Raw genomic sequence first — 23,896 nt, 5'->3', positions numbered from 1 at the left:
GCCGAAGCCGCCGACACCCTCAAGTCACGCTGTGCTGAGCACACCACGCAATGCGCGAAAGAGCGCCTGCCCGTCCGTCCCGCCATGGCCGGCATCCGCCGCCCGCTCGGGGTGCGGCATCATACCCAGAACCCTGCGGTTCTCAGACAGAATACCCGCGATGTCTGCCCGCGCGCCATTGGGGTTGTCTGTATAGGTAAAGGCCACCCGGTCCTCGCCCTGGAGCAGGGCAATTGTCTCGTCATCGGCATAGTAATTGCCGTCATGGTGCGCGATCGGCACATTGATCACGTCACCGGCATTGTACCCTTCGGTGAAAGGCGATGCAGAGGTCTCGACCCTGAGGCCAACTGTCCGGCAGATGTATTTCAGACCCGCATTGCGCAAAAGCACACCCGGTAAAAGGCCCGTTTCGGTCAGAACCTGGAACCCATTGCAGATACCGATTACATAACCGCCCCGCCCGGCATGATCGGCAACCGACCTGCAGATCGGCGAGTTTGCGGCGATCGCCCCGCACCGGAGGTAATCGCCAAATGAAAAACCACCCGGGATACCGATGATGTCGACACCATCAGGCATCGACGTATCCTTGTGCCAGACCATAGACACCCTGGCGCCGGCTGCCTCGAAAGCCACAGCAAGGTCGCGGTCACAGTTGGAACCCGGGAAAACGACGACCGCTGCGTGCATCAGGACATCTCCACCGAGTAGGATTCAATGACCGTATTCGCGAGCAGCTTTTCACACATCGCTGTGACGTCGTCCTCTGATGTCCCGTCGGCCAGATCCAGCTCGATCACCTTGCCCTGGCGCACCCCGTTGACACCGTCAAACCCCAGCGCCCCAAGCGCATGACGTACCGCCTCGCCCTGGGGGTCGAGAACACCATTCTTCAGCATTACATGCACCCGGGCTTTCATACTGCGATCTTCCTTTGTTGCTGGATCAGTTAATCAGAGTTGGTTTGCTGACAGGGGTCGATGACTTCGGCATCACACCGAGACGTCTGGCGACTTCGGTATAGGCGTCGGTCAGACTGCCCAGATCACGCCGGAAAACGTCCTTGTCGAGTTTCTGGCCGGTTTCGATATCCCACAGGCGGCAACTGTCAGGGCTGATTTCGTCTGCAACGATCAGCCGCGGGAATTCGCCGTCGAAAACCCGTCCGACTTCAATTTTGAAGTCCACCAGCCGGATGCCGACAGCGAGCATGACCCCGGACAGGAAATCATTGACGCGCAGCGCAATGCTCAGGATATCATCCATTTCCTGCTGACTTGCCCAACCGAAGGCCGCAATGTGCTCTTCGGTCACCAGCGGGTCGCCCAGACTGTCATCCTTGTAGCAGTATTCGACGATCGGGCGCGGCAGCTGCGTACCCTCTTCCAGACCGAGGCGCTGCGACATTGTACCGGCGGCATAGTTGCGGACAATGATCTCGAGCGGCACGATCTCGACACTGCGTACGAGCTGTTCGCGCATATTGAGCCGCCGGACGAAATGGTTGGGGACGCCAATCTGGGACAGGCCGGTCATGAAGAATTCGGACAGGCGGTTATTCAGCACACCCTTGCCCTCGATCACAGCCTTCTTCTCGGCGTTGAATGCGGTGGCATCGTCTTTGAAATACTGCACAATCGTCCCCGGCTCGGGGCCTTCATACAGAATTTTTGCTTTGCCTTCGTAGATTTTCTTGCGCCGGGCCATGGGCGTCCTTTCGCGAATGAGCGACGGCAGATCTGCCCCCGCTGCGCTCCTCTTAGTGCAACGCCGATGATGCTGCAAGACAGCGGCCCTTGCGTCAGACGATTCCACACCGCATATCTGTTTAAACAGCAAACCATCACCCTGAGGAGACCACCGTGAGCACTTTTGACGACCGCGAGAACGCCTTTGAAAACAAATATGCCCATGACGCAGAAATGCAGTTCAAGGCAGAGGCGCGGCGCAACAAGCTGCTGGGGCTCTGGGCCGCTGAGCTGCTGGGCAAGTCCGGCGATGATGCGGCGGAGTATGCCAAGGAAGTCATCCGGTCAGATTTTGAGGAAGCTGGCGACGAGGACGTCTATCGCAAAGTGTCCGGAGATCTGGAGGGCCGCGCCGACGAGCAGACCATCCGCGCCAAAATGGCCGAGCTGATGATAGAAGCCAAAGCACAGATTATGAACGAAGTCTGAGCTTTTCCACTGCATCGCCGGGGCGGACCATCGCCGGCCCGGCGAAACCACCAGCAGAATTCATAACAAATGTGAATATTATGAGTTTGCCTGGAGCAGGCATTTCTGACAGGTGAAGGCTCGGTTTACGAAAGGCCCGGGCATGACAAATATCCTCGAAGCGCTGCTGCAGGAAAAAGGCACGCTGCTTGCCGACGGTGCGACAGGCACAAATCTTTTCAACATGGGCCTGATGTCCGGCGACGCGCCGGAGATGTGGAACACCGAACACCCGGACCGGATCACAGCGCTTTACAAAGGCGCAGTCGATGCCGGCAGCGACCTCTTTCTCACAAATTCCTTCGGGGCGAATGCGTCACGGCTGAAGCTCCACGATGCCGCGAACCGCGCGCATGAACTGAGCCGCGTTGCCGCGGAAATCGGCCGCGAGGTCGCAGACACCGCCGGACGGAAAGTGATCGTCGCCGGATCGGTGGGACCGACAGGCGAAATCATGGAACCCGTGGGCACACTGAGCCATGCGCTCGCAACTGAAATGTTTCACGAAACAGCAGACGGCCTGAAGGCAGGAGGTGCTGACATCGGCTGGCTGGAAACCATCAGCGCACCCGAGGAATACCGCGCCGCCGCAGAAGGTTTTGCGCTGGCCGGCCTGCCCTGGTGCGGCACCATGAGTTTTGACACAGCAGGCCGCACGATGATGGGCGTGACCAGTTCGGATATGGTGCGGATGGTCAGTGATCTGGGCGACAATGCCCCGCTCGCCTTTGGGGCCAACTGCGGCACCGGCGCCTCCGATCTGCTGCGCACTGTTCTTGGTTTTGCAGCCCAGGGAACAGAGCAGCCGATCATCGCCAAGGGCAATGCGGGAATTCCGAAGTATGTCGAAGGACATATTCATTACGACGGAACGCCGGCGCTGATGGCCGATTATGCCGTGATGGCCCGTGCCTGTGGCGCGCGCATCATCGGCGGATGCTGCGGTACCATGCCGGAACACCTTGCCCATATGCGCGAAGCGCTGGATACCCGGGTAATGACCTCGCCCCCCTCGCTGGAAGAAATTGCAGACAGGCTGGGCGCCTTCTCGTCGGCGTCTGACGGTACGGGCGAGAATGAACAGCCCGCACGGCGGACGTCCCGGCGGCGACGCGCTGCGCACTGAGGACGGCAGAGGCGACAGATGAGCACCGACCCGAAAATCCCTTTTAGCCTCTGGGGCATAGCCGGATTTTCCTGTGGAAAAGTCGCGCCCGGATATGGCGGTGTCGCTATTGTGACAGTTCGACGCACCTGACTTGTCGCAATACTTGAGAAGATCGCGCCCGCGAAGCGCGACGTCAGAGAGGAAAACACATGTCCGACGAAGAAGACGATATCATCCTGTCAGAACTGGACGACGACGAACTTGTTCAGCAGATGTTTGATGACCTCTATGACGGTCTGAAAGAAGAAATCGAAGAAGGCGTGAACATCCTGCTGGAACGCGGATGGGCGCCCTATGACATCCTGACCAAGGCACTTGTAGGCGGCATGACCATCGTCGGGCATGACTTCCGCGACGGTATTCTCTTTGTGCCTGAAGTGCTGCTGGCGGCGAATGCCATGAAAGGCGGGATGTTCATCCTCAAGCCACTGCTTGCAGAAACCGGCGCCCCGCGCGTCGGCAAGATGGTCATCGGCACCGTCAAGGGCGACATTCATGACATCGGCAAAAACCTCGTCGGCATGATGATGGAAGGCGCAGGTTTTGAAGTGGTTGATCTTGGCATCAACAACGCAGTCGAGAAATATATGGAAGCGCTGGAAACAGAAGCACCTGATATTCTGGGGATGTCCGCTCTGCTGACCACAACAATGCCCTATATGAAGGTCGTGATTGATACGATGGTCGAACAGGGCGTGCGCGACGATTATATCGTACTGGTCGGTGGCGCACCGCTGAACGAGGAATTTGGCAAGGCGATCGGCGCAGATGCCTATTGCCGTGACGCGGCGGTTGCCGTGGAAACCGCCAAGGAATGGGTCGGACGCAAGCACAATCAGAAATCCGCCTGATCAGACAGTCGGGCACTGTGGTTCTGAAAGGCCTGCACCGGCACACCGGCGCGGGCTTTTTTGTGACAGGAGGCGGTCTGTTGACCAGCATAAGTGACACTGGACTGACCGAAGACGGCCTGCCGCTGGTTCACCGGACCGGGCGTGTTCTGCTGATTGCCTGCGGCGCGCTGGCCCGTGAAATCCTGGATCTGAAAGCGGCAAACGGCTGGGACCATCTTGATCTGACCTGCCTGCCGGCCAAGCTGCACCTCTATCCCGAAAAGATCACCGAGGCGGTCCATCACGCCGTGCAGCAGCACCGCGCAGAATACGATCAGATTTTTGTCGTATATGCCGATTGCGGAACAGGTGGGCTGCTGCAGGCCGCCTGTAATGAAATGGGGGTCTCGATGATTGCCGGGCCGCATTGCTACAGCTTTTTCGAAGGCAACACAGTTTTTGCCGGACGGGCAGAGGAGGAATTCACCGCCTTTTACCTGACAGATTTTCTGGTGCGCCAGTTTGATGCCTTTGTGGTACGGCCGATGGGTCTGGACCGGCATCCGGAGCTGCGCGACATGTATTTCGGTAATTACGAGAAACTGGTTTATCAGGCCCAGACCGACGACCCGGAACTGACCGAAAAAGCCAGAGCCTGCGCAGACAGACTTGGCCTCGCATTTGAGCGGCGGTTCACCGGATACGGAGATCTGAAGTCGGCTCTTGCCGGGCTTTAGGACGCCGCTGCAGTTTCCCGGATACGCTCTATCATCGCGCGCAGCCCGTTGGAGCGCTGAGCTGACAGGTGATCGTTCAGACCAAGACGTCCCATTTCAGCGCGGGCATCAACGGCCATGACCTCTGCAAGGCTCAGCCCGTTGTAAAGGCGTCGTAAAACGGCAATCAACCCGTTCACGATCATAGCGTCGCTTTCGCCATCAAAGCTCAGCTTTCCGCTGTCGGTCACCACATGCAGCCAGACCTGACTGGCGCAGCCATCAACCTTTGTGGCCGGCACTTTGAGAGCCGGGTCAAGCGGCGTCATTGCCTTGCCTTCGTCGATGACCAGCCGGTACCGGTCTTCCCAGTCGTCGAGAAATGCGAAATCCTCGACCAGTTCTTCAAATGCTGCCTGCGCCATATGCTTTCTCCGGTAATCGCGTATGACCTATGTCGCACCACCTCAAAGGTCCAGACCCTTCCTTGATGCTTTTCAACACCGCCGGGACAGGCTACACCGGGAACAAGTTAATGACGGCAGGCATCATGCGCACATCAGTTACCGCCCTTCTGGTTTCCACTCTTGTTCTGACAGGTTGCAGCACCAACCTGAACCCGCTCAACTGGTTTGGCCGAAGCAGTTCCGAGGCGCCGGCGCCGGTCGCGGAAAACGACAACCCGCTGATCCCGCAAAGAACCGGCCTTTTTGCAAGACAGCGCAACGCAGAGGTGGTCTACCCGGGCAGCCCGGTTGAGACGATCAGCGATCTGATCGTCGAGCGCGTGCCAGGCGGTGCGATTATCCGGGCCACAGGGATTGCATCTGTGCAGGGTGTTTATGACGTACGGCTGACACCCGCCAACGAGGATGAAAAAGCCGAAGACGGCGTTCTGAGCTACAGGCTGGAAGGCATCCGGCGAAACGATGTGGCCAGAACCGGCGGACCCGCAACGCGCGAAGTAACTGCAGCACGCAAGGTAACCGATCAGACCCTGTCAGGCGTGCGCAGCATTCGTGTTGAGGGTGTCACCAACGCCCAGGTTACCCGACGCTGAGATCAGTCCAGGCTGACAATCCGAACATCCGAGCCATCTGCAGCCAGCGCGATCTTTCCTTCGCACAGGCGCAGCGCATCCGTGCCGAAAACCTCAAGCCGCCACCCGGAGAGCGCAGGCACATCGCGCAGACCGGCCGCAATAGCATCCAGATCAGCCGCAGGAGCAATCAGTTTGGCGGCGACGCCCGCGCTTTCGGTCTTTGCCTTGAGAAGAACACGCAGCAGATCTGCCAGTGCTGGGTTCACCTGCAGTTTGTCGCGTGACCTGTCGGGTTTCGGCATGTCGTCCTGCGGGCAGGCCAGCCCGGCAGAAACAGCCGCAAGGATTCCCTCGGCGATGTCACCGCGTCGCGCCTCGCGCAGTAAAAGCCGCGATCGCCCGAGCTCTTCATTGTTTTTCGGCTTGTTGGAGGCCAGCTCGACCAGCGCATCGTCCTTAAACACCCGGTTTCGCGGAATGTTGCGCGCCTGTGCATAGTCCTCGCGGAAAGCCGCAAGCTCGCGGACAAGTGCGAGGAATTTTGGCGAATTGGTACGTGTCTTGACCCGGCGCCAGGCCTCGCGTGGTTCGACCACATAGGTCCCGGGCGTGGTCAGCACCGTGAGTTCTTCCTGAACCCAGCGGCTGCGCCCGGTCTCTTCGAGGCGCGCGGCCAGATACTCGTAGATTTCGCGCAGATGGGTCACATCCGCCAGCGCATAGGTTTTCTGCGCATCTGTCAGGGGTCGCCGTGACCAGTCAGTAAAGCGCGAGGTCTTGTCCAGTTGCTGTTTTGCGACGCGACGCACGAGCGTTTCGTAACCCACCTGCTCACCGAACCCGCACACCATTGCAGCGACCTGGGTATCAAAGAGAGGTTCGGGGAAAACGCCGGCATCCACAAAGAATATCTCGAGGTCCTGACGGGCTGCGTGGAATACCTTGACCACCGACTTGTCGCGGAACAGACCATAGAGCGGCTCCAGCGACAGACCGTCGGCCAGCGGATCTACGAGCACAGCGGTATCGTCATCACGACCCGGCATCGCAAGCTGCACAAGACAGAGTTTGGAATAATACGTCCGTTCGCGCAGAAACTCAGTGTCTACAGTGACATAGTCATGCTGAGCTGCCTCTTCGCAGAAATCTGCGAGTTCCTGCGTTGTGGTGATCGTCTTCATACGGGCAATTCTTTTTTCTTGTCGCGGCCCCACGTCGCAGCACTGTTACACGACTGCCGGAGGAATGACCAGAACCCCATTATGACTGCCCTTCGCGCAGATACACAGGCGTCCGGTCGCCGGCGGCAAAGCGGCGCAGAACCGCCGGGTAAAGGCGGTGCTCCTGCACCAGCACCCGGGCTGCCAGCGTATCCGGCGTGTCACCGGGCAACACGCGCACTTCGGCCTGGCCCAGCACCGGACCATCATCAAGTTCGGCCGTGACTTCATGCACCGTGCAGCCGTGAACCGTGTCGCCGGCCTCCAGCGCGCGGGCATGGGTGTGCAGGCCTCTGTATTTCGGGAGCAAAGACGGATGGATATTGAGCATCCTGCCCTGCCACTGGTCCGTAAACCCCCCGGTCAGTTTGCGCATGAAGCCGGCCAGACAGATCATGTCCGGCCGGTGTGGTCCCAGTGCGGCGGTCACTGCCGCCTCAAAGGCCGGGCGATCACCGGCAAAATCCTGGTGCTTTACAACTTCGGTCGCAATACCGCGCGTCCGGGCCTTCTCCAGGCCGCCTGCGCCGGGGTCATTGGACAAAACAACGCAGGCACGGGCCGGATGGTCACCTGTCATACTGTCGAGCAGCTGCACCATATTGGAGCCGCCGCCCGATATGAAAACGGCAACTCTTTTTGTCACAGAAGGGATCCGGAATACTGCACGCCCGGGGCGTCGGAGACTGTGCCGATGCGTGTCACCTGTTCACCTGCCCCGGTCAGCAGGTCCGCCAGCCCATCTGCACGGTCTGCGGACACACAGAGAACCATGCCCAGCCCGCAGTTGAACGTTTTGAGCATCTCGGCCTCTGCCATGCCACCGGTCTGCGCCATCCAGGCGAAGACGCCCGGCAGCTGCCAGCTGTTCAGATCGATATGAACGCCCAGATCGTCCGGAAGAACCCGCGGCAGGTTTTCTGTCAGACCGCCACCGGTGATATGCGCCAGTGCGTGCACTCCCCCTGCCCGCACAGCCTCGAGAGCCGGACGCACGTAAAGGCGTGTTGGCGTCAGCAGAACCGAACCAAGTGTTCCGTCAGCCCAGGGACAGTCGTCGTCCCAGCTCAGGCCGGACAGATCAACCAGGCGACGCACCAGACTGTAGCCGTTGGAATGCACACCATCCGAACCCAGCCCCAGCAGGACATCCCCGGCCTGAACGCCGGCAGGCAGATCTGCACCACGCTCCATCGCGCCGACGGAGAAGCCGGCCAGATCGAAATCCCCCGGTGGATACATGCCGGGCATTTCGGCGGTCTCGCCCCCGATCAGGGCACATCCCGCGCCCTCACACCCGCGGGCGATCCCCTCGATGATGCGCGCGGCCTTATCGGTGTCGAGTGCACCTGTTGCAAAATAGTCGAGGAAAAACAGAGGCTCAGCACCCTGACAGACCAGATCGTTGACACACATTGCCACCAGATCGACGCCCACGCCGTCGAGATATCCGGTATCAATCGCGATCCGCAGCTTGGTGCCGACACCATCAGTTGCCGCCACCAGAATGGGGTCCGTGTACCCTGCATCCTTCAGATCAAAGAGCGCGCCAAACCCACCAAGCCCGGCCATGACACCGGACCGGGTTGTTCGTTTTGCAGCAGGTTTGATCCGGTCAACCAGCGCGTTTCCAGCATCAATATCGACGCCGGCATCGGCATAGGTGATTCCGTTTTTCGGCGCGGTCATGCTCATTCTCCTGGCCCGTGCAGTCCCTCTGCGCGGGTTAGAGCATTCAGGCGCTGACTGCAACGTGCGCTGTGCTCTTGACCTCCCCAGCCTGCGGGCTTAGGCACACAATTATGGCGGGCCTGTAGCTCAATTGGTTAGAGCAGAGCGCTCATAACGCTTTGGTTGCGGGTTCAAGTCCTGCCGGGCCTACCATGTTTTCCGCCTTATCAGATGTCCTCTGAACCGGGTTACCGGGCGATGACGATATCCGCCTGAAGCCCGCCCATGCGCTGGGAACTGCCCAGCCGCAGCACCCCGCCGTGCGCCCGTGCGATATCCGTGGCAATGGCAAGGCCCAGACCCACACCGCCACCCTGATCCTGGTTACGGGACGGGTCAAGGCGCGTGAACGGCCGGGTCGCCTCTTCGCGCCGCTCGGCCGGAATGCCTGGTCCGTCGTCTTCCACCCTGATCCGCAAGGCCTTGTCGCTGAGCATCACAGAAACCTCTGCCCGGGCTCCATAGCGAACCGCGTTGGATATCAGGTTGTCGAGGGCACGACGCATTGTCAGCGCATTGAGTTTGACCATGCCGGTGCCGTCGCCCTCCGACCCGGCAACACTGACATCCCGTCCGGCCCGTCGGGCTTCCTCCACAACCTCGTGAACCAGCGCGTGCGGGTCGACCGGTTGCGGCTCGCCCTCACCCGCCCCTTTCACAAAGTTCAGGAACGCATCCAGCATCCGCTGCATATCGTCCACGTCCTGCTCCAGCAGTTCACGCTCGGAATCCTCCAGCATGGACAGGCTGAGACGCATCCGCGTCAGTGGTGTCCGCAGATCATGGCTGACGCCGGAGAGCATCAGAGTGCGCTGTTCGATCTGGCGCTCGATCCGCGCACGCATGTCCAGAAACGCATTGCCTGCCGACCGCACCTCAATAGCACCCGCGGGCGTGTAGGGCTCGTTGCGCCCCCGTCCGAATGCCTCGGCCGCGCGGGCCAGCCGCTTGATCGGACGCAGCTGATTGCGCAGATACAGGATGGCGACAAAAGTAACCAGGCCTCCAAAAAACAGCATGTTGACAAACAACTGGTGCGGGTTGGATGCCGAGATGCGGCGCCTGTCAAAACTCAGCCGCACAGGACCGTGACGGCTGTCGACATAAACGTGCACCCGCCGGTCTTCGGTCAGATCAACCGACCGCGTGTCAGGCACATCTTCGGGCAGACGGGCCAGAATTACCCGCCCCGAAAAATCGTACCAGTCACGCATGTGTCGGGGCGGAACATCTGCATCCGTCACCGGCGTTGCAGTCAGTGCCAGCTGACCCAGCCTGCTCACGACCTCACCGGCGACAGATCCCCTGTCAGGAGCACTGTCGACAATATCCAGGACCAACCGCAGCTCCCGAGAAACAGTATCCGCCATCTGCCGCGTAACGTCCTCAAAATGCCGCGTCAGAAAGAGGATGGTCACAACAATCTGCAGCACCACCACCGGCAGCAGCAGTATCAGCACGGCACGCGCGTACAGAGAGCGCGGCATGTATTGTTTGAGCCAGCCAAAAAACATAAACCTGAACCTAACCGTGCCCCTGGCGATTAGAAAGAGCCAAACAGATGCAGTTGCCCGAGGATTTCAACCCCGTCTGCGGTGAAGCAGAAGCACTGGAAACCGGGGTACGCCGGATCGTGGCACCTAATCCGTCTCCGATGACCTGGCGCGGCACAAACACATATCTGCTGGGTTCCCAACAGGTGGCGGTGATCGATCCCGGGCCGGACAGTGAGCTGCACCTGGAGGCCATTCTCGCGGCAACCGACGGCGGCAGATCAGTCAGCCATATCATCGTGACCCACGCGCATCTGGATCACTCGCCGCTTGCGCGCAGGCTCGGGTCTCGGACCGGGGCGCCGGTTCTCGCCTTCGGGCCGGCCCACGCCGGACGGTCCGCCGCGATGGTCAGGCTCGCGGCGACAGGTCTCACAGGCGGAGGAGAGGGTATCGATGAAGATTTCGAGCCGGATATCAGGGTGAGGCACGGTGAATTTATTGAGTGCGATGACTGGTCGCTCCGCGTTCTGCACACGCCCGGACATATCGGAAACCATATATGCCTCGCCTTCGGAGACCTGTGTTTCACAGGAGATCATGTGATGGGATGGGCCAGCTCTCTTGTGTCGCCACCTGACGGGGATCTGACCGATTTCATGGCCAGCTGCCGTGTGCTGCAACAGCAGCACTGGCGGGTTTTTTTTCCCGGACACGGTAAACAGATAACCAGCCCGAATGAACGTCTTGACTGGCTGATTTCACACCGCCTCGGGCGCGAGGCAGCAATTCTGCAGGCGCTTGCATCCGGCCCCGCCACCGCGTCGGACCTGGCGGCGGCCATCTACACCGACACACCGGCTGCACTCATCCCGGCAGCAACGAGAAACGTTCTCGCTCATCTTATTGATCTGGATGGAAAAAAGTTGGTTTCTGGCGACAGAGCTACCGGCGAAAGCACGGTTTATTCACTGTCCCAGGAAAGCGCGCGCTGAATCTGATATTTTTCACCAAAACCCTCTGGACGCGCGTTTTGAGCGCTGCTATATCGCCCAGACCGTTCCGGCGTAGCTCAGCGGTAGAGCAGTTGACTGTTAATCAATTGGTCGTAGGTTCGATCCCTACCGCCGGAGCCATTTCCTTCACAGCAACCTGGTCCGCGATGGATCGAGGACGCCGGTTGGCGATCATACGCCCACAGCAATCACGCCGTCGCACGGGAGCAAACCGATAGCTGTCCGCAAGGAATTCCGTGTGCCGTGTCCGCCGGAGGTGCGAACGATGTCGGGCGCTGTCTGCTCTCCCCGAAACAACGCCGCACCGGACAACGTCGTGAACCGGTTCTGAGACGTGCAGACCTGACTGTTGGAAAGGCTGCAGGAGACAGCGTACCGGCGGATTAAGACATCTGATCTGATGAATTGCAGCTGGTGTGCCGGTCACTCGGTTTTACACACCAGCGTGCAGCCAGTTCAAAAATTTATACAATGTTAATCTGGTATTCCGGAAACCCGCCCGGTGTAACTGGTACTGCAAATACTGGGAAGCCGAACACATGGCCCCGAGAGTGTCCGCGGATCAATACACATCCGTAAAATCACGCTACCACGTGAATTAACATCGTCATATTGGCACGATTACGTAGGCAAAACTGCCTATACCCGGACAGCGGGCAACCACACGCAGGTCACGACAGGCGCTGTGATGCAATAGCCAGGTCAATCAGCTCGACCATCGAATTTGCCTGCATCTTTTCCAGAATGCGCGCACGATGATGGTCGACCGTCCTGGGGCTTATCTGAAGCGCGCGCGCAATTTCCTTGCTCGTGGTGTTTGACGGGTTGGACACGATCATATCGACAATCTCCCGCTCGCGCGTCGTCAGCGTGTCGAGCATCATTTTTGCCCGCAGTGCTTTTTTCCGGGTTTCGCTGGTGGCCGCACTGATCTTCAGAGCCTGCCTGATGCGTTCGACCAGAGTGTCGGTACGAAATGGCTTTTCCAGAAAGTCGACCGCACCGGCTTTCATGGCCTGCACCGATTCAGGCACGCCGCCGTGTCCTGTTATAAAGACGATCGGCAGGGCGCGGCCCTCGGTCACGAGTTTCTGCTGAAGCTCCAGGCCATTCATACCGATCATGCCATAGTCGAGAATGATGCATCCCGAAAGACCAGGTTCATAGGCGTCAAGAAAGGCCTGAGCGGAGTCAAAGGTCTCAACGACAAAGCCACGTTTACTCAGGGATCTGGTGAGCGACGACCGGATGTCCTCGTCGTCATCCACGATAAAAACTGTCTCTTTATTGTCGGTCATTTGTCAGCCACCGGAACTGTAAAACAAAAACGTGCACCAGACGGATCGCCTGCTTCATGCCACATGCGACCGCCGCCTGCTTCAATAATGGAGCGACAGATGGATAAGCCCAGCCCCATTCCGTCTGCTTTCGACGTTTCGAACTGCGAAAACAGATCCAGACCGGGGTCAACGCCGGGCCCCGTGTCATCAACGGATACCTTGACGAACCCCTTTTCGACACTGGCGGTGATACGGACTGATCTGTCGGTGCTATCGGATTCTGCCATCGCCTCAATGGCATTGCGGAGCAGATTTACGATCACCTGAGCGATCTGAATCCGAATACCCAGCACCCGTGGCAGATCGTCGAGTGCAACAGCGATACTGACCCCATGTTCGGTGGCCTCGGCCTGAACAAGATGCAGGGTCTGGTCGATAAGAGCATCAAGATCAAAGGGGGTTTTCCATTCCTCACCCTTGCGCGCAAAACTTCTGAGCGCTTTGATAATGTCGGCAGCCCGGTGCGCCTGCTGGTCAAGATCACGCAAAATCTGGTTCAGCTCTTCGTTCTGTACTTTGTTTTCTCCGGCCGTCATCAGGGCGGCATCTGCGTTCTGCGTTATGGCGGTCAGGGGCTGGTTCAGTTCATGTGCCAGGCCAGCGGCCATCTGCCCAAGCAGTTCCCCCCGCGCGAGATGAGACAGATCACGGTTGAGCTTTTCGATCTGTTTCTGTGTGTTTCTGGTCTTGGTAATGTCATTGATGGTCGCCACGATATGCAGCGGTTTACCGTGGTTGTCGCGGATCATGATCGCATTCACCCGCAACCAGACAGACTGGCCATCCTTGCGAACACATTTCTGCTCTATGCTGGCATCGCCCGATTCCAGCGTCTCATCAACAATCTGATCGAACAGTGCCGGATCCTCAGGCGCCAGAAAGTCAGCGACATTCCTCTCCAGCAGCTCCTCGACCTCGTAGCCCATAATGCTGGCAAATTTCGAATTGACCCGGATGAGCGCGCCTGTTTCCGCTGAAATCTGCACCATACCACGCGAAGACAGCTCAAATGTCTGCCCATATTCACGCTCCGTTGTCTTGCGCTGCATGATTTCTTCGGTGAGCGCGGTATTCGCCCGCTCCAGCTCTTTGTATGTCCGGGGCATGGGCGCTGCGGGGTCGACTTCACCCTGCGAGATCAGCGCCGCGCGCACGGCAAAAGCCCGTACGGGCCGGTTTATATAGTTCGCCAGAAAAAGCCCGACCACCCCGGTCAGCACAGAAACCAGCGCGGCAATCCAGATGTTGCGCGTTCTGTTCTGAACGATTGCACCGATAAAATCCGCCTCGGGCGCGTAGACCGCAATGGTCCAGGGCAGTTCAGTGCTCATGGTTGGCATGATCGTTGATACATAGTCCGCGCCACGGTGACTGAACTCTGCGTATCTTTCGGTGTCGATCAGAACCTGGTCCATTCTGGACAGGTCACCGAATGCTGCCTGCGCGATCTGATCCTCGATCTCTCCGATACCGGCAAACCGGAAAGTTCCGTCGGTGTTAACGGCCCTGAGCAGGCTTGGCTTTGGATGTGCTATGACATCGCCGTTCTGATTGACGATCAGCGCGGTGCCGTTTTCGCCGATCTTCAGCTCAGAAAGAAATTCCGACAGCTCGCTGATCTCGATGTCCACACCAACAACACCCTGGACATCACCGTCGTCGGAAATGACCGGAACGGCAATCGTAATGCCCGGGTTCTGAGAGCTGAAAAATATGTAGGGATCAGTCCAGACCGTCGTGCGTTCAGTCTGTGCGCGCAGGTACCATGGCCGGTTTCTGGGATCAAAAGTGTCTGCCGGATCGGCGATACGGCTGACCGGTTCATAGGTATGGTCCCGCCAGATCAGTTCGGTTTCCCGGTCCTCCCCGTCGCGCGAGATGATCTTGGAGCGGAAGGGCGCCGGTTCCTCGCTGTGTTTGACGTAGACAAAGTTGCCGCGCTGGTCGCCGTAAAACAGTCCGGCAAGATGCGGTGCCGTCTGAAGCTGCTGAAACAGAAGCTGTTCCAGCAGCTCTCTGTTGTCACTCGCAATAATTCTGTTCTCGGCAATCCGTGCGGCCAGTTCCGCAGCGCCCTTCGCAGGTTCAAGAAACCCTTTGGAATGCGCAATTGTGTTCACACCGACATCGCGCAGAAGGCTGCGCGCGTGATTCAGCAGCACACGCTCGGACGTCACGTAGGAGGACGACATGATAATTGTGATTGCGACAAACTGCAGGCCAGCAAGGCAGAACGCAAGCACCAGCCCTAAAGAGGTTTTCATCTGAAGCCGCCCCCATCCATTCCTTTCAGGCATCACACCTGTCGGGCCACGTCCCGGCCCGGCCACAGGGTGATGTTGCCACCACACCGGATTTTTTAACAGCGCTCACGCAGTCTATAGGCAATTCTACCTAGGCAAACATACCGGTTTCCTGATGAGGGCCGTCAAAGGTACCATCGTACCTGTAACAAACGTCTGTACTTCCCATTCTGGAAGAACGGCAAGGTACCCGAATGAGCAATGCGTCCTCCGCCCCCGGCGATGTCCTGTGTCGTGTGGTTTCGTTTATGTTCCAGACAAGGGGACAGAAGCGGGATCAGTCCCGCCGCCCTGCACTCTCTGCACGGTTGCTGAGCCGGAAGATATCAACCCGACGTGCAACCGCCTCCACCTGTGAGCCATGAACAGAATTATCAATCTCGAACAGATGACTGTGTCTTTGCAGGACGTGACGGTGGTAGCCAACGTCGCCGTGCGTCAGCTGTCGGCCGTCACCGACAAGGTTCAACATCTTGTTTCTGATCTGTTGCTGAACGAGCCCTTTGCGCTCGGCTATACCATCGGCTTTACCGAAGAGGCCTGCCGGCGTTTCAACAAAGGCGACGATGACGATGTGTGTCCGGACTATATGGGGCATGTGATCGGTCAGATGCTGGGCAATACAAAAGTTGCAGCCTCCTTCGTCCTGTTCGCGGCATCCAAGCGCGGAGAGCGCTATTTTGAAGGCGGATACGATGCCGGAACACTGGACTTTGACGCATGGTTCAACAGCCAGGGTGAAATAATGCCCCGCGGCCTTGTCAGCCATCTGATCCAGACGCGTGGAGCGGGATAAATTCCAGGGACGCCGGGTGCGGTCCCGCTGCCCGCAGCACTGCCCCCAGAAGTTATCCGGACAGGCACAGACTGCATTGAATTCACGTGACATGCCGCGACTGAGGTTTTCCTGAAAAACCGGATGCCCCTTCCGGCGGTTTGCCCCTGAGGAAGATCCGCCCGGGCAGTTATTCCGGCGCGGTTACCTCGCGCAGGAAAGCAATCAGATCCGCCCTGTCCTGTGCGTCCGTGATACGCTGCATGGGCATTTTTGATCCCGGAATATAATGATCGGGTCCGAGATCAAACAACAGGTCAATCGTTTCTTCTGACCACACAATGTCAGCCGAAATCAGCGTGTCGGAATAAAAGTAATCTGTGACGGCACCGGCCGGCCGGCCAAACAGCCCGAACAGTGTCGGGCCGGCACGGCGCTTGCTGTCCGGTTCAAGCGTATGGCAGACAGAGCACTTGCGCTGAAACTGGCGCTCGCCGTTGGACATCAGATCGGGGTCCTTCAGAAACGACCGTTCCGTCCCGGCCATCTGTTCCGCAGTGTCCAGGCTCGCAACAGGCCAGCTGTGCAGTGCATCCGATATGCCGCCGGCGTGGATGTTCCGGCCGTCCGGCGAAAATGCCAGCGCCCAGACAGGACCGGAGGCTGTCGCGCGAAAGTCATCGGATATCCGCCACTCGGCGGTATCGATCATCATGATGTAACCCTGAGCGTCCCCAACCGCGATCCGGTTGACTGCGCTGTTGTAGGCCATCGCTAGGATCGGACGGCGGTCTGCGGTAAAATCTCCGCTTTCACCACCGTCAGGAAGGGAAATAACACGGGTGCCCCCGTCGACAGCACCATAGGCCAGCCAGCTTTCGTCCGGTGCCACAAGAACAGTGTTTATCCCGAAACCATGCTGCACAAGACGCCTGGTAAACGCGCCGGTATCCGCGTCCCATAAACGTACGGTGCCGTCTGCTGAAACAGTATAGACCCGCGCGCCATCGGGGGAAAACGCGACATCGCTGACGGTGTTGGCGTGACCGCGCAGCACGACAGGCTGGCTGCCATCCAGAGGCCAGATCGTCACCGTCCTGTCCCAGCTGGCAGAGGCAACCCGCCTGCCATCGGGCGATACGGCCAGACGGATGATCTTGGCATCGTGACGCCCCAGAACACGCCCCTGCCCCGTTTCCGGATCCCAGATGCGCAGGGTAAAGTCATCGCCACCGGACACGATCATTCCGTCCCCGACCTGTACCACTGCGTTCACAGCAGCCTCGTGCCCGTCAAACCAGCGCGGCCCCGCTTTCGTCCAGAGGCCCACCGAGTTATCAAAACTCGCCGTCAGAATTGTACCGTCCGGGGTCGTGCCAATGCCCTTTACCGGCCCGCCGTGCCCTTCAAGGCGGAAGGCTTCCTGCGTCGCGGCGCCTGTCGCAGCAAAAAACAGTGAGCAGATGGCCGCCAGAAATATACCGGCACGGGTGGTCGGCTGGAAACTCGTTGCACGTCGTATCATCAGCTGCCTCTGTTCAGCGTTCCGGCCATCTTGCCGGACCACATCCGACCTGTCAAAGCAGCCTTGCCAATCTGTGCAGAACTGTGCTCATGCCCGATAGACCGATACGAAGTGATCCGCTAACGTCGCCTTACGTCCCTGCCCCGGGATGACCGGAGACCGCGATGCCCGTAACAGATCTGCCCTTTGAAATTTCAGAATACGATACCCGCATCACCCGCACCCGCGCGGCGATGCAGGAGGCGGGGGCAGACGTCATTGTAGTGTCTGATCCGGCAAACATGGCGTGGCTTACAGGATATGATGGCTGGTCATTTTACGTGCATCAGGCGGTTATCCTGCCCATGGCGGGGCCACCGCTCTGGTGGGGGCGCGGAATAGATGCACTGGGAGCGAAGCGTACGGTCATGATGCCCGACACCTTCATCCACGGATATGACGACACCTATGTGCAGAACCCCGAAAAACACCCGATGGAAGACCTTGCGCGCCTTCTTGCAGACAACGGCTGGTCCGGCGCAAACATCGGGCTGGAAATGGACAATTATTACTTTTCAGCTGCCGCATTTCTGTCTTTGCAGTCAGCGCTTTCCAGCGCCACATTCAGGAACGTGAACGGCCTTGTAAACTGGCAGCGCTGTGTGAAAAGCCCGGCAGAGATCACCTTTATGCGGCGTGCCGCCCGCATTGTCGAAAAGATGCATGCGACAATTCTGGAACATGCAAGACCCGGTCTGCCAAAGAACGCGCTGGTTGCCGAGATCAGCCACGCAGGGATCACCGGCGCGGACGGCCACTGGGGTGACTACCCCTCGATTGTGCCGCTTGCCCCGTCCGGCGCGGATGCAACGGCGCCGCATCTGACCTGGAACGCCGCGCCCATGAAAGAGGGCGAGGCCACATTCTTTGAAATCGCAGGCGTCTACCGGCGGTACCACGCCCCCCAGTCGCGCACGCTGTTTCTGGGCGAGCCACCTGACCGCTACCGCCGCGCCGAGGCCGCTGTGCTCGAAGCAGTGGACGCAGGCCTTGCGCAGGCACGTCCGGGCAACACGACAGGCGATATCGCACGGGCATTCAACGGGGCGCTGAACCGGCTGGGATTCGAAAAAGACAACCGGTGTGGATATTCAATCGGGTTGTCTTATCCGCCGGACTGGGGCGAGCGCACCTTTTCACTGAGGTCCGGAGACACGACAGTTCTGACCCCGGGCATGACGTTTCATTTTATGCCGGCACTCTGGCTGGATGACGGCGGTATCGAAATTACAGAGCCTGTGCTGATAACTGATGACGGTGCGGAGTGTCTGTGCACGACGCCCCGGGAACTGATGGTCAAGACATGAGCCTGCCGCCCTCTCCGGTCAGCAGCACGGTCGACTTTGATGCACCGGGTGTGCAGCACGGGCATCTGCAGCTGCCATGGAGCCGCGACGACAGCGCCTGGGGCTCGGTGATGATCCCGGTGACCGTTATCCGTAACGGCACAGGACCAACCGCCCTGATCACCGGCGGAAATCACGGTGACGAATATGAAGGACCGCTCGCCATTCTGGAAGCAGCACGGACCCTCACCGCAGATAAGGTGTCGGGCCGGATTATCCTGATCCCCTTCATGAATGCGCCTGCCGTCTCAGCAGGGACCCGCACCTCGCCCATCGACGGCGGCAATATGAACCGCTCGTTCCCCGGGCGCCCGGATGGCAGCATCACCGAAAAGATCGCCGATTATTTTACCCGCGTTCTGTTGCCTATGGCCGATGTGGTGCTTGATTTTCATTCCGGGGGCCGGTCTCTGGACTTTCTGCCCTTTGCCGCCTGTCACACGCTGGACGACAAAGAACAGGAAGCGCGCTGCAGAGCGGCACGCGACGCGTTCTGTGCGCCGTACAGCCTCCAGATGCTGGAGATCGACCCGGCCGCGATGTATGACCACGCGGCGGAACGCCAGGGCAAGACATTTGTCACCACCGAACTGGGCGGGCGCGGAACAGCGACACCTGAAACCACGGCGATTGCCCGGCGCGGCCTGCGCAACCTGCTCATCCATACCGGTATTCTGCAGGGGAGGCAGGAAACCGCAGTAACCCGACATCTCGCCCAGGATGATGCTGCTTGTTTTCATTTTGCCCCGCGGGCCGGGATGCTCGATTTCGCGGTATCAATCGGAGAGACCGTGGCACAGGGCGATCTGCTCGCACGCATATGGCCGACCGACCGGACCGGCGCAGAACCAGAGCATGTCCATGCCAGCACGCCCGGCCTTGTGATGGTACGCCACCACCCGGGCCTGATCCGGCACGGTGATTGTCTGGCCGTGCTGGCAACAGAACTTCAACATGTAAAGGAATAGAGGATGCTGACGAACGACACGCTGGCCGAATGGGATCGGGACACATTCTTTCACCCATCTACGCATCTGGCGGCGCATGCCCGCGGCGACACTCCCACGCGCATCATCAGCGGTGGCGAAGGTGTCTGGATAGAGGACCGGGACGGACGACGCATGCTTGACGCTTTTGCAGGCCTCTACTGCGTGAATGTCGGATATGGCCGGCGCCAGATTACGGATGCCATTGCAGAGCAGGCGCATCAGCTGGCCTACTACCATGCCTACATGGGCCATGGCACCGAAGCCTCTGTCACACTGGCAAAAATGGTGCTCGACCGCGCGCCCGCGAATATGTCCAAAGTGTATTTCGGCCTGGGCGGTTCGGACGCGAATGAAACCAACATCAAACTCGTCTGGTACTATCACAATATCATCGGCAAGCCGCAGAAAAAGAAGATCATCTCTCGCTGGCGGGGCTACCACGGCTCAGGTCTGATGACCGGGTCGCTCACCGGGCTCGCGCTCTTTCACAAAAAGTTCGATCTGCCGCTCGATCAGGTGCTGCACACCGAAGCACCCTTTTATCTGCAGCGACAGGACAGAGATATGTCCGAAGCTGATTTCACCCGTTTCTGTGCCCGTAAGCTCGAAGAGATGATCCTTGCAGAAGGGCCGGATACGATTGCGGCCTTTGTTGCGGAACCCTTGCTGGGAACCGGGGGGATTGTGCCACCGCCCGAAGGTTACTGGGCCGCCATTCAGGAAGTCCTGCGCCGCTATGACATCCTGCTGGTCTGTGACGAGGTCGTGACCGGTTTTGGTCGCCTTGGTACGATGTTCGGTGCGGAACACTTCGGCATTGAGGCCGATCTGATGACCATCGCCAAAGGACTGACATCCGCCTACGCACCGTTGTCCGGCAGCATAGTCTCCGACCGGGTCTGGAAAGTGCTGGAAAAGGGCACCGACGAGAATGGCGCAATCGGGCACGGGTGGACCTATTCCGCGCATCCGATCGGCGCCGCAGCAGGCATCGCAAACCTCAGGCTGATTGATGAACTCGATCTTGTAGCAAATGCACGCAGTACCGGCGCCTATATGCTCTCGGCCCTGCAGGATGCTGTGGGTGCGCATCCCAATGTGGCCGAGGTACGTGGCGAAGGACTGCTCTGTGCTGTCGAACTGGCAGAAACCGCAGAGCCTCCCGTCGGGTTTGATCCTGCGCGCAGCGTAGTACCGTCGATCGTTGCCGCCATGGGCCAGCGTGGTGTGATCGCAAGAGCGATGCCGCAAAGCGATACGATCGGGTTCGCCCCGCCGCTGTGCATTACACCTGCAGAGGTCGATCAGGTCGTCAGCGTGACACGCGAAGCGATCTCCGAGGTCCTGGGAAATGGCACGGCCTGAGCTCTGGCAGGATTTCCTGTTCCGGCAGGTTTTTGCACTTGTTTTCCGCCAAACTGCCCGATAGGACGGTCGGCGGAGACGTGGCCGAGTGGTCGAAGGCGCTCCCCTGCTAAGGGAGTAGGCCCGGAAGGGTCTCGAGGGTTCGAATCCCTTCGTCTCCGCCACTTTACGTGTGCAGCCCTCTCATACTGGTCTGGATCGATACGGAATGATCGTTGCATTCTCCGGGCGTCGTCGCCATTCGGTTTTCACGTGTCAGAAACGTTGCTGACCCGGGCTCTGACCCGTGACGGAGTCACGCCCTATTCAGGCCCGCTGCCTGCCACCCTTTCAGGAACAATCCGGTTAACTCGGTATTGTGTTGCCAGTGGTTGAGGTGAGCAGAAATGATGCCGTCAGATCCCCGGCACATATGCTTCAGCTTCTTATGGCTGACCATGGCCTTCTCTGTTTCGCCGAGTATCCCCAGAATGGAGACTTCCTGGGCGAGATACCAGGCACTGTCGGGATCGGGGTACGCCCGGAGAAGACCCAGCGCCTTGTCCGCGTAGCCCAGACGGACGTACTGCCAGATTTTCGCATAATTGTACCAGGCCGGGTGGACCATACTCAGTGAAACAGCTTTCTCCAGCAGAGACACCGCCTCTGCTTCCTGTCCGATCAGCGCATAGGCATACCCGGTTTCGGCCAGCACAACCGGATCGCGGGGTGCGAGAGAAACGGCGACCTGCGCCGAAGCATCGCATGCTTCACGGTCCCCTGTGAGCGCCTCGCATTGCGCCAGTGCCGCCTGCCCGGATGCGCAGGCAGGATCGGCCGCAACGGCGCGCGCAGCGGCCCTGCGCGCCTTGCCGGAAATACTGTGCGGATCATCAAAGACGGCTTGTCTGAGCAGTGAGAGATACAAAAGAGACGCGGTTGCACACACGCCCGGATCATCGTCGGAATTGCAAGCCACCCCGGCGTACTCACTCAGTAGAGCCCTGGCAGAGGCGATGTCCCCGCTTCGGTATGATGCGCGTGCTGCAGCAGCCCATCTGAAGGCTGCCAGACTGCCATATCCGGGGCACGACCGCGTTTCGCCGCTGGTATCCGGCAAACCACTTCCTGCAATACCATTGTGGCGCAGGATCATCCGGGAAATGTGCCGCGCGGCCTCTGCCAGACCTCCGACGGATGCGTCGCTGTCTGCCTGTATGGTTTTGATAATGCTGCTGTGCCGGGCTCTGACAAGCCGTACCCGCAGACGGTAACCGGCCGGCTGATGCATCAGACTGCCCTCTGTAATGAACTCCACGCCTGTGCGGTTTTCCAGAGCGGCATAGTCCGGATCAGAACCACTGGCTGCTTCCGCTGTCGGACGGCTGAGAAGCCTGACGTTCTCGGACTGCATCAGGTGCCCGGCAATCAGATCGGTAACACCGTCGGCGATCAACTGGTCATTTCTGTCCCCGCCGATCAGACGCAGTGGAAACATCAGCAGGCACGCAGGGTCCCGCGCCCGGTCCGGTCTGCCGTCTACGGCACGCGCCGGCACCTTGAGACGATACCCGGATGTTCCGGCAGTCCCGATCAGACGCTCTGCATCATGACCGTCGCCGAGCAGTTCACGCAGACATCCGATCGCGTCTCCGACCTGCATCCGGTCCTGAAGTCCGGCGATCACCGCTTCCAGCGTAGTGCTGGCGACGGGCGCACCTTCTGCGTCGAACAGACTGCGCAGAATGCGCGCGGCAGCTTCAGGCAACGGCTGCAGCCGCCCTGCCCTGCGAACCGCCGCTGCATCAAAGTCTATTTCGGCATCAGCTATGAGAATGCGCATCTGTGGCAAATGTCCCCGTCTCCACAGCCGCGGTATTAACACATCCTGTGATCACATGCAGGTGATATTGGCAGAACGGGTCACCGGATCATGGCCGGAAACCTCAACCGCGCATGTTACCGGACCCGCACCAGGCAAAAGACAGCTGCCCCCTGCAAACGTAAAAAGGGTGCCATGCGGGCACCCTGTTCGCCATTATCAGAGCGGTTTCAGGCCTTGCGGCGTGCGATGTATCCCAGCCCGGCAATGCCGCCGAGCAGGAGAAGTGCACTTTCCGGAAGAGGTACAACGCTGATGCGGATATCATAGCTCGCCGCACCTTTGTCCCGGGCAACGCGGCTGTCGACGCCAAAAGAATAGGTCTTGCCAGCTTCCCCGCTGAAAATCAGTGCGCTGCCACCGGAACCCGCTGCCTGAGAAATATCCGTTCTCAGACGCCGGACCTGGTCTGCAGCCGGGTCTCCGAGTGTACGCAGAACAAAGTCGGCTTCGTTCTGGCGGCGACCCTGCCGGACAAATCCGCTGACCAGCTGTTCGCCTGCGACGCTTACGCCATCAAATGCAAAGGAAATTCTGAAATCAGATGTCGCGCGGAAGGTGAAAAAATCTGCGTGTCCGACAATACGCCCGAAGATGCCAATCTGGCTGTATTCGCCCGCGCCGCGGCCGATTGTGCCCAGCATAAAGCCGCTGGCCGCTGCATCGCCGCCCGCAATACGCATCGTGCCGTCCACAAGATCACGCCTGCCTTCGGTATATCCGACAGTGGCCGCACTCGCCGGAATGGCAAACACAAGAAAAACACCGGCAATCATGGAAATCAGTTTCATTTTCACACAACCTCAGAAATCACAGTTAACAGACTGGTAACGCCCAATTCTGGCGAGAATAAGTCAGTTCCTGTGAAGATTACGTTGACTGAGAGACGTTGCGCACTTCTGGATTGTTTGACGT

The 23,896-nt window shown here is 59.1% G+C and carries 23 protein-coding genes and 3 tRNA genes; 13 read left to right on the top strand and 13 right to left on the bottom strand.

Annotated features, from left to right (window positions below):
• Positions 1-24 precede the first annotated feature (24 nt).
• The 3 genes from purQ to purC are packed head-to-tail and all read right to left on the bottom strand — an operon-like array spanning position 25 to position 1,710.
• On the bottom strand, positions 25-693 hold the full coding sequence (purQ, locus tag Q0792_RS00855; protein ID WP_298835701.1) for a phosphoribosylformylglycinamidine synthase subunit PurQ: 669 nt from the start codon (positions 691-693) through the stop codon (positions 25-27).
• Complete coding sequence (purS, locus tag Q0792_RS00850) at positions 693-923, bottom strand: phosphoribosylformylglycinamidine synthase subunit PurS (RefSeq protein WP_298835700.1); 231 nt, start codon at positions 921-923, stop codon at positions 693-695. Before purS ends, purQ begins: the two co-directional genes overlap by 1 nt.
• 25 nt (positions 924-948) lie before the next feature.
• Positions 949-1,710, bottom strand: coding sequence for a phosphoribosylaminoimidazolesuccinocarboxamide synthase (gene purC / locus Q0792_RS00845; RefSeq protein WP_298835698.1), 762 nt, complete (start codon positions 1,708-1,710; stop codon positions 949-951).
• 155 nt (positions 1,711-1,865) lie between these two features.
• Between purC and Q0792_RS00840 the strand changes: the two genes are divergently transcribed.
• The 4 genes from Q0792_RS00840 (at position 1,866) to Q0792_RS00825 (ending at position 4,957) form a co-directional block, all read left to right on the top strand.
• Complete coding sequence (locus Q0792_RS00840) at positions 1,866-2,180, top strand: DUF1476 domain-containing protein (protein WP_298835696.1); 315 nt, start codon at positions 1,866-1,868, stop codon at positions 2,178-2,180.
• Positions 2,181-2,322: 142 nt separating this feature from the next.
• Complete coding sequence (gene bmt / locus Q0792_RS00835; RefSeq protein WP_298835694.1) at positions 2,323-3,345, top strand: betaine--homocysteine S-methyltransferase; 1,023 nt, start codon at positions 2,323-2,325, stop codon at positions 3,343-3,345.
• Positions 3,346-3,536: 191 nt separating this feature from the next.
• Complete coding sequence (locus Q0792_RS00830; protein ID WP_298835692.1) at positions 3,537-4,238, top strand: B12-binding domain-containing protein; 702 nt, start codon at positions 3,537-3,539, stop codon at positions 4,236-4,238.
• Between the two features lie 80 nt (positions 4,239-4,318).
• Positions 4,319-4,957 carry a DUF1638 domain-containing protein gene (locus Q0792_RS00825; protein WP_298835691.1) on the top strand — a complete coding sequence of 213 codons (639 nt, stop codon included), beginning with the start codon at positions 4,319-4,321 and terminating at the stop codon, positions 4,955-4,957.
• Here Q0792_RS00825 and Q0792_RS00820 read toward each other — a convergent pair.
• Positions 4,954-5,361: a SufE family protein gene (locus Q0792_RS00820; protein WP_298835689.1), complete on the bottom strand. Its 408-nt coding sequence runs from the start codon at positions 5,359-5,361 to the stop codon at positions 4,954-4,956. The two genes, Q0792_RS00825 and Q0792_RS00820, sit on opposite strands and share 4 nt — an antisense overlap.
• Before the next feature lie 110 nt (positions 5,362-5,471).
• Between Q0792_RS00820 and Q0792_RS00815 the strand changes: the two genes are divergently transcribed.
• The gene (locus Q0792_RS00815; protein ID WP_298835687.1) at positions 5,472-5,996 is read left to right on the top strand and encodes a hypothetical protein; all 525 of its coding nucleotides are present in this window, start codon (positions 5,472-5,474) and stop codon (positions 5,994-5,996) included.
• 2 nt (positions 5,997-5,998) lie between these two features.
• On the opposite strand, the gene rnd is transcribed toward Q0792_RS00815, so the two are convergent.
• From rnd to purM, 3 genes are all read right to left on the bottom strand, one after another.
• Positions 5,999-7,159, bottom strand: a complete 1,161-nt coding sequence (gene rnd, locus Q0792_RS00810) for a ribonuclease D (RefSeq protein ID WP_298835685.1) — start codon at positions 7,157-7,159, stop codon at positions 5,999-6,001.
• A 79-nt stretch (positions 7,160-7,238) separates the two neighbouring features.
• Positions 7,239-7,844, bottom strand: coding sequence for a phosphoribosylglycinamide formyltransferase (purN, locus tag Q0792_RS00805; RefSeq protein WP_298835682.1), 606 nt, complete (start codon positions 7,842-7,844; stop codon positions 7,239-7,241).
• A complete protein-coding gene (gene purM, locus Q0792_RS00800; protein WP_298835680.1) occupies positions 7,841-8,887 on the bottom strand; it encodes a phosphoribosylformylglycinamidine cyclo-ligase in 1,047 nt (348 codons plus the stop codon). Before purM ends, purN begins: the two co-directional genes overlap by 4 nt.
• A gap of 118 nt (positions 8,888-9,005) precedes the next feature.
• Here purM and Q0792_RS00795 point away from each other — a divergent pair.
• A tRNA-Ile gene (locus tag Q0792_RS00795) sits at positions 9,006-9,082 on the top strand.
• 35 nt (positions 9,083-9,117) lie between these two features.
• On the opposite strand, the gene Q0792_RS00790 is transcribed toward Q0792_RS00795, so the two are convergent.
• Positions 9,118-10,443 carry an ATP-binding protein gene (locus Q0792_RS00790; protein ID WP_298835679.1) on the bottom strand — a complete coding sequence of 442 codons (1,326 nt, stop codon included), beginning with the start codon at positions 10,441-10,443 and terminating at the stop codon, positions 9,118-9,120.
• Between the two features lie 47 nt (positions 10,444-10,490).
• Between Q0792_RS00790 and Q0792_RS00785 the strand changes: the two genes are divergently transcribed.
• Entirely contained in the window at positions 10,491-11,417 is a 927-nt protein-coding gene (locus Q0792_RS00785) for an MBL fold metallo-hydrolase (protein ID WP_298835677.1), read from the top strand.
• A 66-nt stretch (positions 11,418-11,483) separates the two neighbouring features.
• A tRNA-Asn gene (locus Q0792_RS00780) sits at positions 11,484-11,558 on the top strand.
• A gap of 551 nt (positions 11,559-12,109) precedes the next feature.
• Here Q0792_RS00780 and Q0792_RS00775 read toward each other — a convergent pair.
• Both Q0792_RS00775 and Q0792_RS00770 read right to left on the bottom strand, forming a co-directional pair.
• The gene (locus tag Q0792_RS00775; protein ID WP_298835675.1) at positions 12,110-12,736 is read right to left on the bottom strand and encodes a response regulator; all 627 of its coding nucleotides are present in this window, start codon (positions 12,734-12,736) and stop codon (positions 12,110-12,112) included.
• Positions 12,733-15,042 (bottom strand): cache domain-containing protein, encoded by a 2,310-nt coding sequence (locus tag Q0792_RS00770; RefSeq protein WP_298835672.1) that lies wholly within the window; start codon positions 15,040-15,042, stop codon positions 12,733-12,735. Before Q0792_RS00770 ends, Q0792_RS00775 begins: the two co-directional genes overlap by 4 nt.
• 400 nt (positions 15,043-15,442) lie before the next feature.
• On the opposite strand from Q0792_RS00770, the gene Q0792_RS00765 reads away from it, so the two are divergent.
• Positions 15,443-15,877: a hypothetical protein gene (locus Q0792_RS00765; RefSeq protein ID WP_298835670.1), complete on the top strand. Its 435-nt coding sequence runs from the start codon at positions 15,443-15,445 to the stop codon at positions 15,875-15,877.
• A gap of 169 nt (positions 15,878-16,046) precedes the next feature.
• Here the strand turns inward: Q0792_RS00765 and Q0792_RS00760 are convergent, their stop codons facing one another.
• Positions 16,047-17,381: a c-type cytochrome gene (locus Q0792_RS00760; RefSeq protein ID WP_298835668.1), complete on the bottom strand. Its 1,335-nt coding sequence runs from the start codon at positions 17,379-17,381 to the stop codon at positions 16,047-16,049.
• A gap of 164 nt (positions 17,382-17,545) precedes the next feature.
• Between Q0792_RS00760 and Q0792_RS00755 the strand changes: the two genes are divergently transcribed.
• The 4 genes from Q0792_RS00755 to Q0792_RS00740 all read left to right on the top strand — a co-directional run bounded on the left by Q0792_RS00755 (position 17,546) and on the right by Q0792_RS00740 (position 21,284).
• Positions 17,546-18,727: a M24 family metallopeptidase gene (locus Q0792_RS00755; protein WP_298835666.1), complete on the top strand. Its 1,182-nt coding sequence runs from the start codon at positions 17,546-17,548 to the stop codon at positions 18,725-18,727.
• A gap of 2 nt (positions 18,728-18,729) precedes the next feature.
• Positions 18,730-19,734: a N(2)-acetyl-L-2,4-diaminobutanoate deacetylase DoeB gene (gene doeB, locus Q0792_RS00750; RefSeq protein ID WP_298838539.1), complete on the top strand. Its 1,005-nt coding sequence runs from the start codon at positions 18,730-18,732 to the stop codon at positions 19,732-19,734.
• Positions 19,735-19,737: 3 nt separating this feature from the next.
• Positions 19,738-21,120: an aminotransferase gene (locus tag Q0792_RS00745; RefSeq protein WP_298835664.1), complete on the top strand. Its 1,383-nt coding sequence runs from the start codon at positions 19,738-19,740 to the stop codon at positions 21,118-21,120.
• Positions 21,121-21,194: 74 nt separating this feature from the next.
• A tRNA-Ser gene (locus Q0792_RS00740) sits at positions 21,195-21,284 on the top strand.
• A 131-nt stretch (positions 21,285-21,415) separates the two neighbouring features.
• Here Q0792_RS00740 and Q0792_RS00735 read toward each other — a convergent pair.
• Both Q0792_RS00735 and Q0792_RS00730 read right to left on the bottom strand, forming a co-directional pair.
• The gene (locus Q0792_RS00735; protein ID WP_298835662.1) at positions 21,416-22,942 is read right to left on the bottom strand and encodes a hypothetical protein; all 1,527 of its coding nucleotides are present in this window, start codon (positions 22,940-22,942) and stop codon (positions 21,416-21,418) included.
• A gap of 209 nt (positions 22,943-23,151) precedes the next feature.
• Positions 23,152-23,772 carry a VPLPA-CTERM sorting domain-containing protein gene (locus Q0792_RS00730; protein ID WP_298835661.1) on the bottom strand — a complete coding sequence of 207 codons (621 nt, stop codon included), beginning with the start codon at positions 23,770-23,772 and terminating at the stop codon, positions 23,152-23,154.
• Positions 23,773-23,896: the final 124 nt, after the last annotated feature.

It is taken from the genome of uncultured Roseobacter sp. (genome assembly GCF_947495025.1).
In the GTDB taxonomy this organism is placed as follows: domain Bacteria; phylum Pseudomonadota; class Alphaproteobacteria; order Rhodobacterales; family Rhodobacteraceae; genus Roseobacter.
Note: the sequence above shows the minus strand (reverse complement) of the source record. Positions and strands in the feature narration are given on the sequence as shown.

What these genes read in the sequence shown, in the direction of transcription:
- purQ (WP_298835701.1), bottom strand. Translation starts at nt 693, where the DNA reads ATGCACGCAGCGGTCGTCGTTTTCCCGGGTTCCAACTGTGACCGCGAC.
- purS (WP_298835700.1), bottom strand. Translation starts at nt 923, where the DNA reads ATGAAAGCCCGGGTGCATGTAATGCTGAAGAATGGTGTTCTCGACCCC.
- purC (WP_298835698.1), bottom strand. Translation starts at nt 1,710, where the DNA reads ATGGCCCGGCGCAAGAAAATCTACGAAGGCAAAGCAAAAATTCTGTAT.
- bmt (WP_298835694.1), top strand. Translation starts at nt 2,323, where the DNA reads ATGACAAATATCCTCGAAGCGCTGCTGCAGGAAAAAGGCACGCTGCTT.
- Q0792_RS00830 (WP_298835692.1), top strand. Translation starts at nt 3,537, where the DNA reads ATGTCCGACGAAGAAGACGATATCATCCTGTCAGAACTGGACGACGAC.
- Q0792_RS00820 (WP_298835689.1), bottom strand. Translation starts at nt 5,361, where the DNA reads ATGGCGCAGGCAGCATTTGAAGAACTGGTCGAGGATTTCGCATTTCTC.
- Q0792_RS00815 (WP_298835687.1), top strand. Translation starts at nt 5,472, where the DNA reads ATGACGGCAGGCATCATGCGCACATCAGTTACCGCCCTTCTGGTTTCC.
- rnd (WP_298835685.1), bottom strand. Translation starts at nt 7,159, where the DNA reads ATGAAGACGATCACCACAACGCAGGAACTCGCAGATTTCTGCGAAGAG.
- purM (WP_298835680.1), bottom strand. Translation starts at nt 8,887, where the DNA reads ATGACCGCGCCGAAAAACGGAATCACCTATGCCGATGCCGGCGTCGAT.
- Q0792_RS00790 (WP_298835679.1), bottom strand. Translation starts at nt 10,443, where the DNA reads ATGTTTTTTGGCTGGCTCAAACAATACATGCCGCGCTCTCTGTACGCG.
- Q0792_RS00785 (WP_298835677.1), top strand. Translation starts at nt 10,491, where the DNA reads ATGCAGTTGCCCGAGGATTTCAACCCCGTCTGCGGTGAAGCAGAAGCA.
- Q0792_RS00775 (WP_298835675.1), bottom strand. Translation starts at nt 12,736, where the DNA reads ATGACCGACAATAAAGAGACAGTTTTTATCGTGGATGACGACGAGGAC.
- Q0792_RS00770 (WP_298835672.1), bottom strand. Translation starts at nt 15,042, where the DNA reads ATGAAAACCTCTTTAGGGCTGGTGCTTGCGTTCTGCCTTGCTGGCCTG.
- Q0792_RS00765 (WP_298835670.1), top strand. Translation starts at nt 15,443, where the DNA reads ATGAACAGAATTATCAATCTCGAACAGATGACTGTGTCTTTGCAGGAC.
- Q0792_RS00760 (WP_298835668.1), bottom strand. Translation starts at nt 17,381, where the DNA reads ATGATACGACGTGCAACGAGTTTCCAGCCGACCACCCGTGCCGGTATA.
- Q0792_RS00755 (WP_298835666.1), top strand. Translation starts at nt 17,546, where the DNA reads ATGCCCGTAACAGATCTGCCCTTTGAAATTTCAGAATACGATACCCGC.
- Q0792_RS00745 (WP_298835664.1), top strand. Translation starts at nt 19,738, where the DNA reads ATGCTGACGAACGACACGCTGGCCGAATGGGATCGGGACACATTCTTT.
- Q0792_RS00735 (WP_298835662.1), bottom strand. Translation starts at nt 22,942, where the DNA reads ATGCGCATTCTCATAGCTGATGCCGAAATAGACTTTGATGCAGCGGCG.
- Q0792_RS00730 (WP_298835661.1), bottom strand. Translation starts at nt 23,772, where the DNA reads ATGAAACTGATTTCCATGATTGCCGGTGTTTTTCTTGTGTTTGCCATT.